This window comes from Bradyrhizobium tropiciagri (assembly GCF_018130505.1).
In the GTDB taxonomy this organism is placed as follows: Bacteria; Pseudomonadota; Alphaproteobacteria; order Rhizobiales; family Xanthobacteraceae; genus Bradyrhizobium; species Bradyrhizobium tropiciagri_B.
Map to the genome: position 1 here is coordinate 231,066 of NZ_JAFCKH010000007.1, position 16,617 is coordinate 247,682.

Genomic DNA, 16,617 nt, shown 5'->3' on the forward strand with positions numbered 1-16,617 from the left:
ATAGGATGAAGCTGCTCCATTTCGATGACTACAGGCTGGGCGTGTTGAAGGGCGACGCCGTGGTCGATGTCAGTGCCGAGGTGAAGGACATCCCGCATACCGGCCCGGGCGATTTGATGAACGGGCTGATCGAACGTTGGGGCAGCTACAAGCCGCGGCTCGAAGCGGCGGCCGCGCGAGGCGCAGGGGTGCCGCTGTCTGATGTCCGCATCCGTCCGCCGGTGCCGGGCCCGCGCACGATCGACTGCATGGCGGTCAACTACATGGAAGACGGCACGCGCAGTGCGCCGGCGCCGATCAACGCCTTTCACAAATCGCCGAGCGCGATCATCGGACACGGCGACACGATGCTGCTGCCCGACGTGCCGGCGACGATCTTCGAGGGCGAAGCCGAGATGGCCGTCGTCATCGGCAGGAGGTGCAGCCATGTGAGCGAAGCCGAGGCGATGAGCTACGTGTTCGGCTACATGAACTTCATCGATGGTTCGGCGCGCGGCCTGCCGCCGTCGGGCAATGTATTCTTCCAGATGAAGAGCCGCGATACATTTGCGCCGATCGGCCCCTATCTCGTCACCGCCGACGAAATCAGCGATCCGCAGAAGCTACAAATCAGGCTGTGGAATAACGGCGTGCTGATGCAGAACTTCAATACCGACGATATGGGCCACAGGATCGCCAAGTGCATCGCCTGGCTGTCGTCCATCCATACGCTGCTGCCCGGCGACATCGTTGCGACCGGCACCAATCACCGGGGTCTCAACCCCTTCATGGACGGCGATACGATCGAACTCGAAACCGAGGGGCTGGGCCGCTTGAGGTTCGGCATCAGGGACGATTTGAAGCGCGGCTGGGCGCGCAAGACCCGTGACCAGATGCACGAAGAGGCCAGCGAGAAGACCGCGGGCGCCTATCCGGACGTCACCCGGCAACTCACCGGCAAATACGCGAAGTAGCGTCGGATCCAAAAGCGCCTTCGCGCAAGTCAGCCTCGGCGGGGCGCGTCGACCTGCTTGCGAGCGGGAGGTTGCGCTGTCACTATGTCGGCAGCGATAGCCACCATTACCCGAACAGGTGATGCCTGCTCGCATTGCATGGTATTCTATCGCGTTGGAATTCGACGCTGCGTCATACTTCATCTGCACTCTTGGACTGAACGTCGCGCTCACGGCTGCTCCCTGCGGCAGCATCGAGTCTCGAGCGGACCTCCGGCATCATTTCTTTAAGAGGGTGGCATCATGAAATTCATTTCCGCATTGATATTCGCGTTCATTTCGACTTGCGCGTCGGCTCAGGATCTCAAGTCCGCGGGCGATCCGGCAAAGCTCGGCTTTGCCCCCGATCGTCTTGAGCGGTTGACCCTGGCCTTCCAGGGCTACGTCGACCGTGCCGAATTGCCCGGCGCGGTGGTCCTGATCGCCCGCGATGACAAGGTGGCGTATTTTCAGGCTTTCGGATTCCGCGACCGCGAGCAAAAGGCGGCGATGACCACCGACGCGATCTTCCGCATCGCGTCGATGACCAAGCCGATCGTCAGCGTCGGCGCCATGATGCTGGCAGAGGAGGGCAAGCTGGACATCGTCGCACCGGTTTCGCGGTATCTGCCCGAGTTCAAGGACCTGCAGGTCCGCGTCGAACAGCTCGATCCCGCGACCGGCAAGAAGGACGCCGTCATGCAGCCGCAGAAGCGGGAGATGACGGTGCAGGACCTGCTGCGTCACACCTCCGGCCTGGTCTATCCGCCGCCGATCGGCAGCGGTCCGGTCGCTGATGCCTATCGCGAAGCCAGTGTGCTCGATCGCAACACCACGCTTGCCGAAATGGTCACGAAACTTTCCAAGCTTCCGCTTGCGCACCAGCCGGGCGAGATGTGGGAGTACAGCCTCTCGGTCGACGTGCTCGGCCGGATCATCGAGGTGGTTTCCGGGATGGAGCTGGATCGCTTCATCGAGGAGCGCATCACGAAGCCGCTCGGGATGAACTCGACCGGCTTCTCTGTGACCGAAGCCGATCGCGACCGGCTGGCGCAGCCGCAGGTCGATGCCGCGACGGGAAAGCGTCCGCCGATGTTCGACGCAACGCAGAAGCCGAAACTGTTCTCGGGCGGCGGCGGCATGGTGTCGACGGCAGCAGACTATCTGCGGTTTTGCCAGATGGTGCTGCACGGCGGCCAGCTCGACGGCACGCGTCTGCTGGCGCAGCCCACGATCGCGCTCATGACGTCGGACGCCCTCAAGCCGGGGATCGCCTATTCCGACGCGGCCCTGGGGCGTATGGCCGATATCGGGCCGACGCCGGCAATGGGACAGGGCTTTGGCTTGGGCTTTGCCGTGCGCACGGAGCCGGGCCGCAACCCGCTGCCGGGATCGACGGGTTCATTCTATTGGACCGGTGCGTTTGGAACGACCTTCTACATCGATCCCAAGCAACATCTCGTCATCATCATGATGATTCAGGCGCCGGGCCCCGCCAACACTCTCTATCGTCACACGGTGCGCTATCTCGCGTATCAGGCGCTTTCGGCCGCGCTGGAATAGCAGCGCCGGGATTTTCGTCCCGGCGCCGGCTGTAAGAGTGTGGGACACTGCCATTGCTGCTCGCCATGGCGGGCAGCAATCTCGTACGCCTCTATCTGCGATGGCACGGCCCGTATATCGTCTACGGCAACACAAGATCGACCCGGCGCGCTCCGGGAACGACGCCCAGACGAGGAAGCCGATGTCCGACAAACTCCTGTTTTCGCCGATGACGATCCGCGGTGTCACGCTGAAGAACCGTATCGTGGTGCCACCGATGCATCAGTATTCGGCGGAGAAGGGCTTTCCGACGGATTGGCACCTGATGAATGCCGGCAAGTTCGCCGCCGGCGGCGCGGGGCTCGTGATCGTCGAATCGACCAAGGTGGAACGGCGCGGCTGCGGCACGGTCGGCGATCTCGGCATCTGGGACGACAAGTTCGTCGCGCCGCTCAGCCGCCTGGTCGGCTTCATCAAGCAGCAGAACGCGGTCGCCGGGATCCAGCTCGGCCATTCCGGCCGCAAGGCGCGGGCGAGCCGGCCGTGGGAGGGCGATCGTCCGCTGCAGCAGACGGCTGAGATCGAGGACTGGGATGCATGGACACCGGTGGCGCCGAGCGCGATTGCCCATAGCGAACGCTGGCCGGTGCCGCGGGCGCTCGAAACCAATGAGGTGAAGGACCTCGTCGCGGCCTGGGGCCAGGCGGCGCGGCGCGCGCATGAGGCCGGGTTCGAGGTGCTGGAACTGCACGGCGCGCACGGCTACCTCGTGCACGAATTCCTCTCCGAGCGCTCCAACCAGCGCACCGATGCCTATGGCGGCTCGGAAGCCAACCGGATGCGCTTCCTGATCGAGGTGACGGAGGCGGTGCGGGCGCAGTGGCCAGATGAAAAGCCGTTGTTCGTGCGACTGTCGGTCGAGGACAATGCCGGCTGGGGGCCGGAGCAGAGCGCGCGGCTGGCGACGATCCTCAAGGCCAAGGGCGTCGACGTGATCGACTGTTCCTCGGGCGGCATCACCGAGGCGGCGCCGATCCTCGGCAAGGAGATCAAGTACAGCTACCAGGTGCCGCTTGCGGAATACCTTCGCGCGCACGCCGATATCATGACCATGGCGGTCGGACTCATCATTCATGGCGACCAGGCCGAACAAATCCTGCGTGATAAACAAGCAGATTTGATCGCCGTCGGCCGCGAAATCCTGAATAACCCCAACTGGCCGATGGATGCCGCGCTCAAGCTCGGCGTCGAGGGGCCGTTCCGCAACGTGCCGCCGCAGTTCGGCTACTGGCTCGGCACACGGGCCAAGCGCGGCTTCGGCACCGCGCCGTCGACCTGGCAGAACGGGTTGCAGGAAGCGGAGAAGGCAATCGTGACAAGGTCTTAATGCTCCGGTGACGGCGCGGCCTTGATCCGACCAAAAAGCCGGTGTGTGGTGCCCCGGTCCGGGGTGAGGCGGCCGAATGTTGCGGAACATTGCCGGCCATAGCGAAAAAGGATCGCAGATGCGCAAGAACGTTGGCTTTTTCCTCGGCACGGTTGCGGGGGCCTGTCTCACCCTGCTCGTGACCTCGCCGCAGGGGACGCATCTGGTCGACGTCGCCAAGGCCGCCGCGCGTTCCGACAACACCTATTCCCAGCTCAATTTGTTCGGCGAGGTGTTCGAGAAGGTCAAGTCCGACTATGTCGAGAAGCCCGACGACGGCAAGCTGGTCGAAGGCGCGATCAACGGCATGATCTCCTCGCTCGATCCGCATTCTCGTTACATGAACGAGAAGGGCTGGTCGGAGATGCAGGAGACCACCCACGGCGAGTTCGGCGGCCTCGGCATCGAGGTCACGATGGAGGACGGTTTCGTCAAGGTGGTGGCGCCGATCGACGACACGCCAGCCTCGCGCGCCGGCATCATGTCGGGTGACGTGATCACCTCGATCGACGACGAATCGATCCAGGGCATGACGCTCGACCAGGCCGTCAACAAGATGAAGGGCGCGCCGAACAGCTCGATCCGGCTGAAGATCGTGCGCAAGGATGCCGACAAGCCGATCGAAGTCGCCATCACCCGCGAGATCATCCGCGTCCGCCCGGTGAAGTATCACGCCGAGGGCGGCGACATCGGCTACATCCGCATCAGCTCGTTCAACGAGCAGACCACCGAGGGCCTGCGCAAGGCGATCGGGGATATTCAGAAGCAGATCCCGCAGGACAAGCTCGCCGGCTATGTGATCGACCTGCGCAACAATCCGGGCGGGTTGCTCGACCAGGCGGTGTCGGTGACCTCGACGCTGATGCAGCGCGGCGAGGTGGTCTCGACCCGCGGCCGCAATCCGGAAGAGACCCAGCGCTTCACCGCGCATGGCGGCGACATGACCAAGGGCAAGCCGCTGGTGGTCCTGATCAACGGCGGCTCGGCCTCCGCTTCCGAGATCGTCGCCGGCGCGCTGCACGACCACAAGCGCGCGACGCTGATCGGCACCCGTTCGTTCGGCAAGGGCTCGGTGCAGACCATCATTCCGCTCGGCACCGGCAACGGCGCGCTGGCGCTGACCACGGCGCGCTACTTCACGCCGTCGGGCCATTCGATCCAGGCGCTCGGCATCAAGCCCGACATCGAGGTGCTGCAGGACGTGCCGGACGAGTTCAAGACCCGCTCGGAGATCAAGGGCGAGGCCTCGATGCGCGGCCATCTGTCGGCCGAAGGCACCGAGCAGAGCGGCTCGCAGTCGTACGTCCCGCCGGACGAGAAGAACGACAAGGCGCTGGCCGCGGCCTTCAACCAGCTGCGCGGCGTCACCGTCAACGCCGACGCCAAGAACATCGACAAGAACGCCGACAGCAAGACCGCGCAGAAGCGCCCGGTCGCGAACTAGGCTTTTTTTGATGCGTAGCCCGGATGGAGCGAAGCGAAATCCGGGACCTTCGCAAACGGACAAAGCGTACCCGGATTGCGTTACGCTACATCCGGGCTACGTAATCCTGGCTACGTAATTACGCAGCTCCGGCGATAGGCTTGCGCCGGCGCGTGCTGCCGCCGACGGATGTCGCTGTGCCTTGGTGATACCCGGCCAGCAGCTCGCGGATCTGCGCGGCCGGCTTCGGCGCGCTGAACAAATAACCCTGCATTTCCGAGCAGCCGAGCTCGCGCAGCATCTGCTGCTGCTGCGCGGTCTCGACGCCTTCCGCGGTCGTCGTCATGCGCCGTTCGGCAGCGATGTTGACGACGGCGGCAACGATGCCGGCCGAGCCCTGCGGATCGGCGATGTCGGTGACGAAGCAGCGGTCGATCTTGATCTTGTCGAACGGGAAGCGCTTCAAATAGCTGAGCGACGAATAGCCGGTGCCAAAATCGTCGAGCGCGATCCTGACGCCGATGGCGCGCAGCTGGTGCAGCACCGCGAGCGCCGCCTCGTCGTCGCGGATCAGCACGGCCTCGGTGATCTCGAGCTCGAGCCGGCCCGCCGACAGCCCCGACGCCGCCAGCGCCGCGATCACCTTCAGCGCCAGCGTGCCGCTCTTGAACTGCACCGGCGAGACGTTGACCGCGAGGCTGATATGGTCGGGCCAGGCGACGGCCTCCCTGCAGGCGGTGGTCAGCACCCATTCGCCGAGCTGGTTGATCAGGCCGGTCTCCTCGGCGATCGGCACGAAATCTGCCGGCGAGATCATGCCGCGCACCGGATGGCGCCAGCGCACCAGCGCCTCGCAGCCGTTGATCGCGTTGCTCCTGAGATCAAGGCAGGGCTGGTAGTGCACTTCCAGCCCGCTGCCACCGGCGGCGATCGCCTGGCGCAACTCCATCTCGAGTTCGCGGCGGGCGCGCGCGTCGGCATCCATGGCGGGCTCGAAGAAGCGCGAGGTGCGGCGGCCGGCCGACTTCGCCGCATACATCGCAAGATCGGCGTTCTTCAGGATCTGGTCGAGATCGGTGCCGTCGCGCGGCGCCAGCGCGATGCCGATGCTGGCATCGGTGGTGAGCTGGTGGCCGAGGCACTGGTAGGGGGCGCGGATCGCCTCGTAGATCCGGTTGACGAGGTCGGTGACCTCGTCCGTGCTCGTCACGGCGGTCTGGATGATCGCGAACTCGTCGCCGCCAAGCCGTGCGACGAAGTCGCCGTTCCCGATCACGCCGCTCAGGGTCCTGGCGACGGATTTCAGCAGCTCGTCGCCGACCATGTGACCGAGCGAGTCGTTGACGCCCTTGAACTCGTCGATGTCGATGTAGAGCACCGCAAGCTGGCTGTCCGGTGCGGCATGCTGCAGCTCGCGCCTGATCTCCTCATGGAACAAAGCGCGGTTCGGCAGGTCGGTGAGGGCATCGTAGTGGGCAAGATGGGTGATGCGCTCCTCGGTGCGGCGGCGCTCGGTGATGTCCTCATGGGTGGCGAGCCAACCGCCGTCGGCCAGCGGTTCGTTGACGATCTGGATCGAGCGCCCGTCGGGCGTCGTGATCACCATGATGTTGCGGGTGCCGACGTCGCGCAGCACGAGGTTGACGTAGCGCTCGACGTCGCCTTCGAACGAGCCGGTCTGGTGGCGGTGCGCGATGACGTCGTGGAAGCTGCAGCCGGGCCTGACGACATCGGCTGACAGGCGGTACATCTCGATATAGCGCTTGTTGCAGATCACGAGGCGCCGCGAGGCGTCGAACAGCAGGAGGCCCTGCGTCATGTTGTTGACGGCGGTGTCGAGCCGGAGCTTCTCCAGCGTCAGGCGCTGCTGCTGGGCGCGATGCTGCTGGATCAACTTGCGCACCACCAGCGTCAGTAGCAGTGCGATGGCGAGCACCGAGACGCCGGTCACCGCGATCAGCATGCCGATCTGCTCGCGCCAGGTGGCAAGCGCCGCCGTCGTGGTGGTCGTCGCGACCACGACGATCGGGAATTTGGTGAGCGCGCGCGACGAAATCAGGCGGTCCTCGCCGTCGATCGGGCTGGTCAGTCGCGAGGTGCTTTGCGCCGTCTCGAACACCCGCTGCTGGCCGGCCGGGCCGGTGCGGAAGTTCTTGCCGATCAGCTCCTCGACATGCGGGTAGCGCGCCAGCAGCGTTCCGTCGCGATGGTGCATCGAGATCGCGGCGCCTTCGCCGAGCGCCACCGTGGAGAAGAACTTCTCGAAGGTGGCTGCCTCGATGCCGCGGCCGATCACCCCGAGGAACTCGCCGTTCGGTCCGGTGACCTTGCGCAGGATGACGGTGGTCCATTGGCCGCTGACGCGGCTGACGACGGGCGCGACCAGCATCTCGGGTGAGTAGGGGCTCGACTTGAAGATCCCGAAATAATCGCGGTCGGCGATGTTGGCGCGCGGCACCGGCCAGGCCAGCGAGCTGTTGATCAGCGTACCGTCGGCGTCGAATAGGTTGAGGCCGCCGACATAGGACAGCGCGTCCATCTTGGACTTGAGCATGGCATGAATGTCGGCGCCCGACATCCGCCGCTTGTAGTTCTCGGCCGTCGCGATGCCGTTGTCGCGCATGAAGGCGATCAGGTCCTTCTGGACGACCTCGAAATCCTCGAGCTGCTGGTCGAAGTGCCGTGCCAGCAGCAGCACGGTGTTCTCCAGCTCGCGCTCGTTGTTGCGCAGTGCGCGTTCACGGAAATTGCCGGCCATCAGCGTCGCGCCGATCGCGATCGCAGCCATCAGCACGGCGCCGCCGAGGATCAGCCAGCGGATCGGGCCGCTGCGAAACACCGGCGTGATGTTGAACAAGGCGCTGCCGTCTGAACTCATGTGTCGCGATCGCTTCCAGGCGTTTCACCCGGAAGTAGGTTTGGTTCACCTCCGGCCCGCCAAAGTCGTAACCAATCGAGATGGACCTGCCGTTAGCAAGGCTGGTTAACGAATGGTTGCGGGCGGCCGCGAAACCGCGACAACAACGATGCAATATCTGCGGCCGACGCGATCAACGGCCACACGGCGCGCTCATTCGCCGGCGCGAAAATGCCCGGATTTGCCGCCGATCTTCTCGATCAGGTGGATGCCTTCGATGCGCACGCCGCGCTCGACCGCCTTGATCATGTCGTAGATCGTCAGGCAGGCGACCGAGACGGCGGTCAGCGCCTCCATCTCGACGCCGGTCGGGCCGGTCACCTTCACGGTGGCGCGGACGATGCAGCCGGGGAGCTTGGCGTCGGTTGCGATGTCGATCGTCACCTTGCTGAGCGCCAGCGGATGGCACAGCGGGATCAATTCCGAGGTCCGCTTCGCCGCCATGATGCCGGCGATCCGCGCCGTCGCCAGCACGTCGCCCTTCTTGGCCTGGCCGGAGGCGATAAGCGCGAGCGTCGCCTTGCTCATCAGGACGCGGCCTTCGGCGACTGCGGTGCGTTCCGTCGCCGGCTTGTCGGAGACGTCGACCATCCGCGCCTCGCCCTTGGCGTCGATATGGGTGAGGGCGGCGCCGGGCCTGGACGGAGACTTGGACGAAGCGGCCTTGCTCTTGCGCGCCATTTCGTCAGCGCGTGCCGGTGGCGCGGGCCGCCTGCCGCGTCAGCAGCGCGCGGGTCGCCGCGGTGACGTCCTGCTGGCGCATCAGGCTTTCGCCAACCAGGAAGGTCGACATGCCGACGCGCTCGAGGCGGGCGAGATCATCAGGTGTGAAGATGCCGCTCTCGCCGACCATCAGGCGATCCTGCGGGATCAGCGGCGCCAGCGCCTCGCTGGTGGCGAGCGTGGTCTCGAAGGTGCGCAGATTGCGGTTGTTGACGCCGATCATCGGCGAACGAAGTTTCAGCGCGCGGTCGAGCTCGGCGCGGTCGTGGATCTCGATCAAAACGTCCATGCCGAAGGCGAGGGTGGCATCCTCGATGTCCTTGGCGGCGGCATCGTCGAGCGCCGCCATGATGATCAGGATGCAGTCGGCGCCATGGGCGCGCGCCTCCGCCACCTGATAGGTGTCGAACATGAAATCCTTGCGCAGCACCGGCAGATTGGTCGCCGCGCGTGCCGCGACCATGAAGTCAAGATGGCCCTGGAACGACGGCGTATCGGTCAGTACCGACAGACACGCCGCGCCGCCGGCCTCGTAGGCCTTTGCCAGCACGGGCGGATCGAAGTCGGCGCGGATCAGACCCTTGGAGGGCGAGGCCTTCTTCACCTCGGCGATCAGCGCGTAGTCGCCGCGGGCGTGCTTTGCCTTGAGCGCGCGGACGAAGCCGCGGGGCGGAGAGGCGGATTTCGCTTGCGCCTCGACCTCGGCGAGCGGACGGGCGCGCCTTGCCGCCGCGATCTCCTCGCGCTTGTAGGTCTCGATCTTGGTCAGGATGTCGGACATGGCGCCTCTCTAAGCACGATCTCGTCGAAAAGCCGACTCACGCTTTTTCAACTCATGCTCACCCGTTGGAAACCGCGACCAGATGCTTCAGCCGCGCCGCGGCGGCGCCGCTGTCGAGCGACTGCGTACCGATCGCAACGCCTTCCTTAAGATCCTTGGCACGGCCGGCCACGATCAGCGCCGCGGCGGCGTTGAGCAGCGCGACGTCGCGATAGGCGCTCGGCTTGCCCGCGAGCACGCCGGACAGCGCGACCGCGTTGGCGTCGGCATCGCCGCCCTTCAGCGCCTCGCCGGCGACGCGGCCGAGGCCGGCCTCGTCGGGCGTCACCTCGAACGTCTTGATCTCGCCGTTCTCCAGGCTCGCGACGAAGGTTGGGCCGGTGAGCGTGATCTCGTCGAGGCCGTCGGAGCCGTGCACGACCCAGATCTTGTCTGCGCCGAGATTCTTCAGCACCTGCGCCAGCGGCTGCACCCATTGCCGCGAGAACACGCCGACCATCTGCCGCTTGACGCCGGCGGGGTTCGACAGCGGGCCGAGCAAATTGAAGATCGTCCGGGTGGCGAGCTCGACGCGGGTCGGGCCGACGTTCTTCATTGCCGGGTGATGCGCCGGTGCGAACATGAAGCCGATGCCGGCCTCCTTGACGCAGCGTCCGACATGATCCGGCGTCAGGTCGATCCTGACCCCGAGCGAGGCCAGCACGTCGGCCGAGCCCGAGCGCGACGACAGCGCGCGGTTGCCGTGCTTTGCCACCGGCACGCCGGTGCCCGCGACGATGAACGCGGCGCAGGTCGAGACGTTGACCGAGCCGGAGCCGTCACCGCCGGTACCGACGATGTCGACGGCCTCCGCCGGTGCTTTCACCCGCAGCATCTTGCCGCGCATCGCGGCGACCGCGCCGGTGATCTCCTCGACGGTCTCGCCGCGCACCCGCAGCGCCATCAACAGGCCGCCCATCTGCGAGGGCGTCGCCTCGCCGGACATCATGGCGTCGAAGGCGGACGCCGCTTCCTCACGCGTCAGCGTGGCGCCGGTGGCGACTTTTCCGATGATCGATTTCAGGTCGTCCATTCGCTCGCTCAGGTCAGTTGCGGGAGCTTGATCTCCGCGCGACGCCATCGCGTTGGCCGCGCGGAGAACCAGTCTCCCGGATGATGCTCAATTATTTGCGCCTGTCACCTGTGCGAAGGCTGCCTGGTTGACGGTCACGCCGATGTCGGACTCGATCTTGGTGACGTATTGCGCGACCTGCTCGTCGCTGAGCGAGCGCCGCACCGCTTCCTTGAGCTGCTTGACCTGCTCGGACGCAAAGTCGACCGCCGGCACCGTCACGTCGGTGACGCGGAACACGATCCACTGGCTGCCGCCGGCGGCGGGGGTCTGTCCGTCGCTGTCCTTGGCGGTGCGGAACGCCGCGGTGATGACGGCGGCCGGCACGCCGGGCGGCTCGGCATCCCTGCGGAAGTTCGCGGCGGTCTCGACCTTGACGCCGAGCGCGGCCGCTTCGTCGGCGAGCTTGCCGCCGGCGTCGAGCTTCTGCACCAGTTCGGTCGCCTTGCTGCGCAGCTTGGCCGAGATCTGGTCCTCGCGCCATTTCGCCTCGACCTGGGGGCGGACCTCGTCGAGATTGCGCTCGCGCGAGGGCGTGATGCCCAGCACGTCATACCAGACCCAGCCACCGGCAAACTGGATCGGATCGTTGTCGACGCCGACGTCGCTGCCGAAGGCTTGCGACACCACGTCGAGGCCTTGCGGGATGTTGGGGACGGCCTGGCCGTCCGGCTGCCGGCCGGAGCGGTCGACGGCGTCGATGGTGACGGCGGTCAGCCCGAGCTTCTGCGCGGCCTCAATGACACTGGCGCCGCCGCCGCGTTCGTCTTCCATCTTGTCGCGTAGCTCGGCGACCTTGTTGCGGGCGCGCTCGGTGGCGATCTCGCTCTTCACCTGCGCGGCGACGCTCTCATAGCTCGGCGTCACGCCGGGCTCGATCTTGCCGACCTTGACCAGCGCCACGCCGAAGCTGCCCTGCACCGGCTGGCTGACTTCGCCCGTGGGCAGCTTGAAGGCGGCCTCGCCGACGGCGGGATCGAGGATCGCCGATTTCGCGACCAGCCCGAGATTGACGTCGGACGGGCTGAGCTTGCGCTCCTTGGCGATGTCGTCGAACGAGGTGCCCGACGTGATGCGGGCGCGCGCGGCTTCGGCGTCGCCGAGGTTCGGAAACACGATCTGCGACACCTCGCGCTTCTCCGGCGTGCTGATGCGGTCCTTGCGTTCGTCGAAGATCTTCCTGGCGTCCTCGTCGGAAACGGTCTCCCATTTGCCGATGGCTTCCGGGGTGATCGCGACAAACGAGATCTTGCGGTATTCGGGCGCCCGGAACTGGACCTTGTGGTCCTCGAAATAGGCGGCGAGCGCTTCGGGCGAGGGCGGATCGATGGTGCCGGCCTGGGCGGCGTCGAGCTTGACGTAGTCGATCGAGCGCTGCTCGTTCTGGAACCGCGTCAGCGCCTCGATCATCGATTTCGACGGCTCGACCCCGGCTGACACGGTGCCTGCGATCTGCCGCCGCAGTCCGACCCGGCGCTGCTCGGCGATGTAGCGGCCTTCCGTGTAGCCATAGTTGCGGATCACGGACAGGAAGCGCTGAGGGTCGAACTGGCCGTTGAGGCCCTTGAAGTTCGGATCGGCATAGATCTGGCGCAGCACCTCGGCATCGGACTCGTTGAGGCCCATGCGGCGCGCTTCCTCGTCCAGCGCGGCTTCGGCCAGCGTCTGCTGCAGCACCTGGCGGTCAATGCCGAAGGTGCGCGCCTGCTCGGGCGTCAGCGGACGGCCGAACTGGCGGCCGACCTGCTGCAGGCGGTCGGTATAGATCTGGCGGAATTGCTCGGCCGAGATCTCGGTCCCGCCGATCTTGGCCAGCGACGACTGGCCAAACCCCTTGAAGATGTCCGCGATGCCCCAAATGCCGAAACTGACAATCAAAACGCCCATCACAACGGCCATAATCGTCTTGCCGAGCCAGTTTGATGAGGCTTTCCGCATTCCTCGAAGCATGGGTCCAACTTGTTTTACAGGAGGGGAACCGGGTCGTGCCGTGCCGGGATATCTCATCCCGCAGCAGGGCGTCACCGAATTGAAAACCCATCATAAAGTGGCCGCCGTCCCCCCGCAACCTTGACCGCGCGGATGGGTTGCAGCGGTTAATCGCCGCGCGGACCGCGCCGCGGCTCTCTGGAAGTCGCCGCTTACCTCTGCTAGCGCAGGGCCGCGCTTGATCGATGGGGAAATCTGACATGACCGACGCCATCCGGCCGCTGATCGCCGGCAACTGGAAAATGAACGGCCTCACATCTTCGATGGCCGAGTTCGAGGCGATGCTGGCGGGTGCCGGCAATGTGACGGGAAAAGCCGACCTATTGGTCTGTCCGCCGGCGACGCTGGTCGGGGCCTTCGCGGAGAAGGCGCGCGGCGGCAAGGTCGCGGTCGGCGCCCAGGATTGCCATCCGAAGGCGTCGGGGGCGCATACCGGGGACCTTTCGGCGGAGATGTTCAAGGATTTGGGTGCGACCGCCATCATCGTCGGCCATTCCGAGCGCCGCGCCGATCACGGCGAAACCGACGCACTGATCCGGCAGAAGGCGGAGGCCGTTTGGCGGGCCGGTCTGACCGCGATCGTCTGCATCGGCGAGACGCGCGAGCAGCGCGATGCCGGCAAGGCGCTCGATGTCTGCGGCACCCAGCTTGCAGGTTCGTTGCCCGACGGCTCGACGTCGGCCAATCTCGTGGTGGCTTATGAGCCGGTCTGGGCGATCGGCACTGGCCTGACGCCGACCGCCAAGGATGTCGAGGAGGTGCACAGGTTCATCCGCGGCGTGCTCGCCGAGCGCTTCAAGGGCGAGGGCGCGAAGGTCCGCATTCTCTATGGCGGCTCGGTCAAGCCGTCGAACGCGGCGGAACTGATGGCGGTTGCCAATGTCAACGGCGCGCTGGTCGGCGGCGCGAGCCTGAAGGCGGCGGACTTTCTGGCGATCGCGGCGGGTTGCTGAGCAGCTCGCGCATTGCGCGCTGACCCTGTTCACCGTCACCCTGAGGAGCGCGCAACGCGCGCGTCTCGAAGGGTCGACGGCCCGGCTGGAGGCCGATTCATCCTTCGAGGATCGCAAGAGCTCGCGCCTCAGGATGACGGATTGGCAGCTATTCCGCTGTGCCGATCTGCGCTTCCAGTAGATCAAGGTGCCAGTGAGGCCGCCATGCTGGTGCGAGTGGCTCAGTCCTGATTCTTCAGGGCGAGCCGTTACGTCAAAAGTGCGCTTTCTCGCCGGTTACGCGCTCATAGATGTCGCTGGAAATCATGTGGCCGATGCGGCTGAGGTCATCGGGAGAGCCAACATATTCCTGGCCTGTGAGTTGTTGGCCACTGGCGACGTCCCAAAGCCTGAACGCGACTTGGATGCGACCGTCAGGCCGGCGAACGACGCGCCCCACAACTAACTCCTCTGTTCTGGTGGCGCGCCAATCGGCAAACTGAGGCAACTCGTCGACGCTGACTTTCCTATCAAGAAGTGCGAGCCGATCGATCGGTTCGAAAACGCCGTTTTGGCTAAGATCATCGGCGATGATTTGCGAGAGCATATGGGCCGACCCGGCGTCTTCAGGACTCGGTGCGATAAAATCCGGCACCGCGAGCACAACTCGTTGGGGCCATTTCAGGACAGGCCTTTGAACCCAAGGGTCGGCGTTCGCGCGCAGGTTTGTGAGCATCGCCAGCCCAACAGCGGCAGCAAAGCATACGGTCCGGACAGCCGTGCGCCCGCCAAGCCCGGATGCCGCTGGTTGGTCAAGGTTCTGATAGTCCGGCATGACGACCTCTCACGGGCGGTGGACGCAAGTTTGGATGATTCGACTCGCAGAAGCGGTCGAAAGTTAGAGAAGCGCGTCAGGTTGAACCACTTTCGACGCTATTCATGCGCTCAAGCTTCTTCCAATAGATCAGCGTGCCAGTCAGCCCGCCATGCGGCTTCAGCGCGTAGTCGGGGATGAGGCCGGTGAGCTGGAAGCCCAGCCGCTCATAGAGAGCCGCAGCGCCGTCCTCCTCGGCGGTGTCGAGCACGAGAAGCGTGCGGCCGTGGGCGACGGCGAGCCGTTCGGCGGCCCGCATCAGCGCCGTCGCCACGCCGCGCTTGCGATGGGCGACGCGTGTCATCATTTTTGCGATCTCCGCGCGATGCGGCTGGTTCGGCGGCAGTTTGAGCAGCAGCGTCACGGTGCCGATCAGCGCATCGCCGTCGAACGCGCCGAGCACGATGCGTTCGCCCTGCGCGGCCGCCCGCAGCGAGTCCTGCCAGAACGCCAGCGCCTCATCCCGCGCAAGCGGGTGCAGGAAGCTGACCGAGCCGCCGCTTGCGACGGTCTCGACCAGTAGCGTGCCGAGCGCGTCGCGAATCTGCGGCTGATCATCGAGCGGCTTGATCAGGAACGGCGGCATGCATCAGCTCCGGGCCAGCGCAACGACATAAGAGCACGCGGCGTTGCTCTCGTTGGCAAAAGTGGTCTCGGCCGGTGGGCCGAAGCCGAGGCAGTCGCCGGCGGCGAGTGCGTGGCGCGTGCCGCCTTCGGTGATGACGAGGCTGCCGCTCTGCACCCAAACCAGCTGGCGGATATGGGCGTAGGACGAGGCGGGCAGCGTGACGGCCTGCTTGGCGGGAAGCTCGACCCGCACCAGTTCGACCGGATGATCGGGGCGGCTGTAGACTTGGCGGCGCAGATACCCGCTCTCGGGATCGCGCCAGACCGGCTGCGCGGCGGCGCGCGACAGCCGCTCGCCGGGGCCCTCGGCGCGCAGCATCAGGCCAGCCAGCGTGAGGTCGAAGGCGCCGGCGAGGCGCACCAGCACGACCGCGGTCGGGCTGACCTCGGCGCGTTCGATCTTGCTGATCGTCGCCTTGGAGACGCCGGAGCGTTCCGCGAGGTCGGCCAATGACCAGCCCCTGCCGTCGCGTTCGAGCCGGATTCGCTGCGCCAGCCGCTGGCTCAAATCGTCTACTAAAGTATCCATTCGTCCATTATTATGGAAGATGGCAAGGCAATCAAGTGCTGGATTGGCGCTGTCGCAGTTCGCTTGTGATCGCACATCCTGCGACTATCTCGGGGGTGACAATGCCCGGTGCAATCGTGTAACAGGGCGCGACTTCACGAAAACCCGCAAAGCCGATAGCGCCGTTTGTGTCTGGCCGCTTGGCGGCTTGTGACGGAAGGCTTGCGATGCAGACTGTCGTTATCATCATCCATCTCATGATCGTCTCCGTGCTGATCGGCGCGGTGCTGCTGCAGAAATCAGAAGGCGGCGGCCTTGGCATGGGGGGCGGCGCCGGCTTCATGTCGAGCCGCGGTACCGCCAACCTGCTGACGCGGACCACGTCGATCCTGGCGGGGCTTTTCTTCCTGACCAGCCTGTTCCTGTCGTGGTACGCGGGCTACGACCGCAAGCCGAGCTCGATCATCGGCACCGGCGCGCCGGCCCAGCAGCAGCAGCCGGCCGGTGGCGCCCCGATCACGGCGCCGACCTCGGGCGGCATCCTCGATTCGCTGAAGAAGGCCGACCAGCAGCAGGGCCAGCAGGCCCCGGCGGCGCCGTCCGGCCCGCAGGCGCCACAGTCGCAATAAAGCAGGGTGGCCATGCAGGATGCGGCGCTGGCATCCTGCATCAGAAATCCCCATCAATAGTCTGAAATCGCTGTCAATTTGACGTCACCCACAGCCCGGCCGGTAGTTTGCCGGGGAGAGCCGATTCGTTTTGCGAATCGCAGGAAGCGGATTAAAGGTAAAGT

The 16,617-nt window shown here is 65.5% G+C and carries 14 protein-coding genes; 6 read left to right on the plus strand and 8 right to left on the minus strand.

Features of this window, described 5'->3' with window-relative positions; all coding sequences use genetic code 11:
• Positions 1-5: 5 nt before the first annotated feature.
• From JQ633_RS19380 to JQ633_RS19395, 4 genes are all read left to right on the plus strand, one after another.
• Positions 6-953 carry a fumarylacetoacetate hydrolase family protein gene (locus tag JQ633_RS19380; protein ID WP_211986653.1) on the plus strand — a complete coding sequence of 316 codons (948 nt, stop codon included), beginning with the start codon at positions 6-8 and terminating at the stop codon, positions 951-953.
• 282 nt (positions 954-1,235) lie between these two features.
• Positions 1,236-2,534, plus strand: coding sequence for a serine hydrolase domain-containing protein (locus JQ633_RS19385; RefSeq protein WP_211986654.1), 1,299 nt, complete (start codon positions 1,236-1,238; stop codon positions 2,532-2,534).
• A 181-nt stretch (positions 2,535-2,715) separates the two neighbouring features.
• Complete coding sequence (locus tag JQ633_RS19390; RefSeq protein WP_249159481.1) at positions 2,716-3,900, plus strand: NADH:flavin oxidoreductase/NADH oxidase; 1,185 nt, start codon at positions 2,716-2,718, stop codon at positions 3,898-3,900.
• A 118-nt stretch (positions 3,901-4,018) separates the two neighbouring features.
• Positions 4,019-5,383, plus strand: a complete 1,365-nt coding sequence (locus JQ633_RS19395) for a S41 family peptidase (RefSeq protein ID WP_211986656.1) — start codon at positions 4,019-4,021, stop codon at positions 5,381-5,383.
• A 118-nt stretch (positions 5,384-5,501) separates the two neighbouring features.
• On the opposite strand, the gene JQ633_RS19400 is transcribed toward JQ633_RS19395, so the two are convergent.
• The 5 genes from JQ633_RS19400 to JQ633_RS19420 form a co-directional block, all read right to left on the minus strand.
• Positions 5,502-8,240, minus strand: coding sequence for a bifunctional diguanylate cyclase/phosphodiesterase (locus tag JQ633_RS19400; protein ID WP_211986657.1), 2,739 nt, complete (start codon positions 8,238-8,240; stop codon positions 5,502-5,504).
• Positions 8,241-8,432: 192 nt separating this feature from the next.
• Positions 8,433-8,960, minus strand: a complete 528-nt coding sequence (moaC, locus tag JQ633_RS19405) for a cyclic pyranopterin monophosphate synthase MoaC (protein ID WP_211986658.1) — start codon at positions 8,958-8,960, stop codon at positions 8,433-8,435.
• Positions 8,961-8,964: 4 nt separating this feature from the next.
• Entirely contained in the window at positions 8,965-9,783 is an 819-nt protein-coding gene (gene trpC / locus JQ633_RS19410; protein WP_211986659.1) for an indole-3-glycerol phosphate synthase TrpC, read from the minus strand.
• A 58-nt stretch (positions 9,784-9,841) separates the two neighbouring features.
• Complete coding sequence (gene trpD, locus JQ633_RS19415) at positions 9,842-10,855, minus strand: anthranilate phosphoribosyltransferase (protein ID WP_211986660.1); 1,014 nt, start codon at positions 10,853-10,855, stop codon at positions 9,842-9,844.
• 87 nt (positions 10,856-10,942) lie between these two features.
• Entirely contained in the window at positions 10,943-12,844 is a 1,902-nt protein-coding gene (locus tag JQ633_RS19420) for a peptidylprolyl isomerase (protein ID WP_211986661.1), read from the minus strand.
• Between the two features lie 239 nt (positions 12,845-13,083).
• Here JQ633_RS19420 and tpiA point away from each other — a divergent pair, with 239 nt between their 5' ends.
• The gene (gene tpiA / locus JQ633_RS19425; RefSeq protein ID WP_211986662.1) at positions 13,084-13,836 is read left to right on the plus strand and encodes a triose-phosphate isomerase; all 753 of its coding nucleotides are present in this window, start codon (positions 13,084-13,086) and stop codon (positions 13,834-13,836) included.
• 253 nt (positions 13,837-14,089) lie between these two features.
• Here the strand turns inward: tpiA and JQ633_RS19430 are convergent, their stop codons facing one another.
• From JQ633_RS19430 to JQ633_RS19440, 3 genes are all read right to left on the minus strand, one after another.
• Complete coding sequence (locus tag JQ633_RS19430; RefSeq protein ID WP_211986663.1) at positions 14,090-14,650, minus strand: hypothetical protein; 561 nt, start codon at positions 14,648-14,650, stop codon at positions 14,090-14,092.
• A gap of 76 nt (positions 14,651-14,726) precedes the next feature.
• Entirely contained in the window at positions 14,727-15,275 is a 549-nt protein-coding gene (locus JQ633_RS19435; RefSeq protein WP_211986664.1) for a GNAT family N-acetyltransferase, read from the minus strand.
• Between the two features lie 3 nt (positions 15,276-15,278).
• A complete protein-coding gene (locus JQ633_RS19440; RefSeq protein ID WP_211986665.1) occupies positions 15,279-15,845 on the minus strand; it encodes a helix-turn-helix domain-containing protein in 567 nt (188 codons plus the stop codon).
• Between the two features lie 206 nt (positions 15,846-16,051).
• Between JQ633_RS19440 and secG the strand changes: the two genes are divergently transcribed.
• Positions 16,052-16,453 carry a preprotein translocase subunit SecG gene (secG, locus tag JQ633_RS19445; protein ID WP_211986666.1) on the plus strand — a complete coding sequence of 134 codons (402 nt, stop codon included), beginning with the start codon at positions 16,052-16,054 and terminating at the stop codon, positions 16,451-16,453.
• Positions 16,454-16,617: the final 164 nt, after the last annotated feature.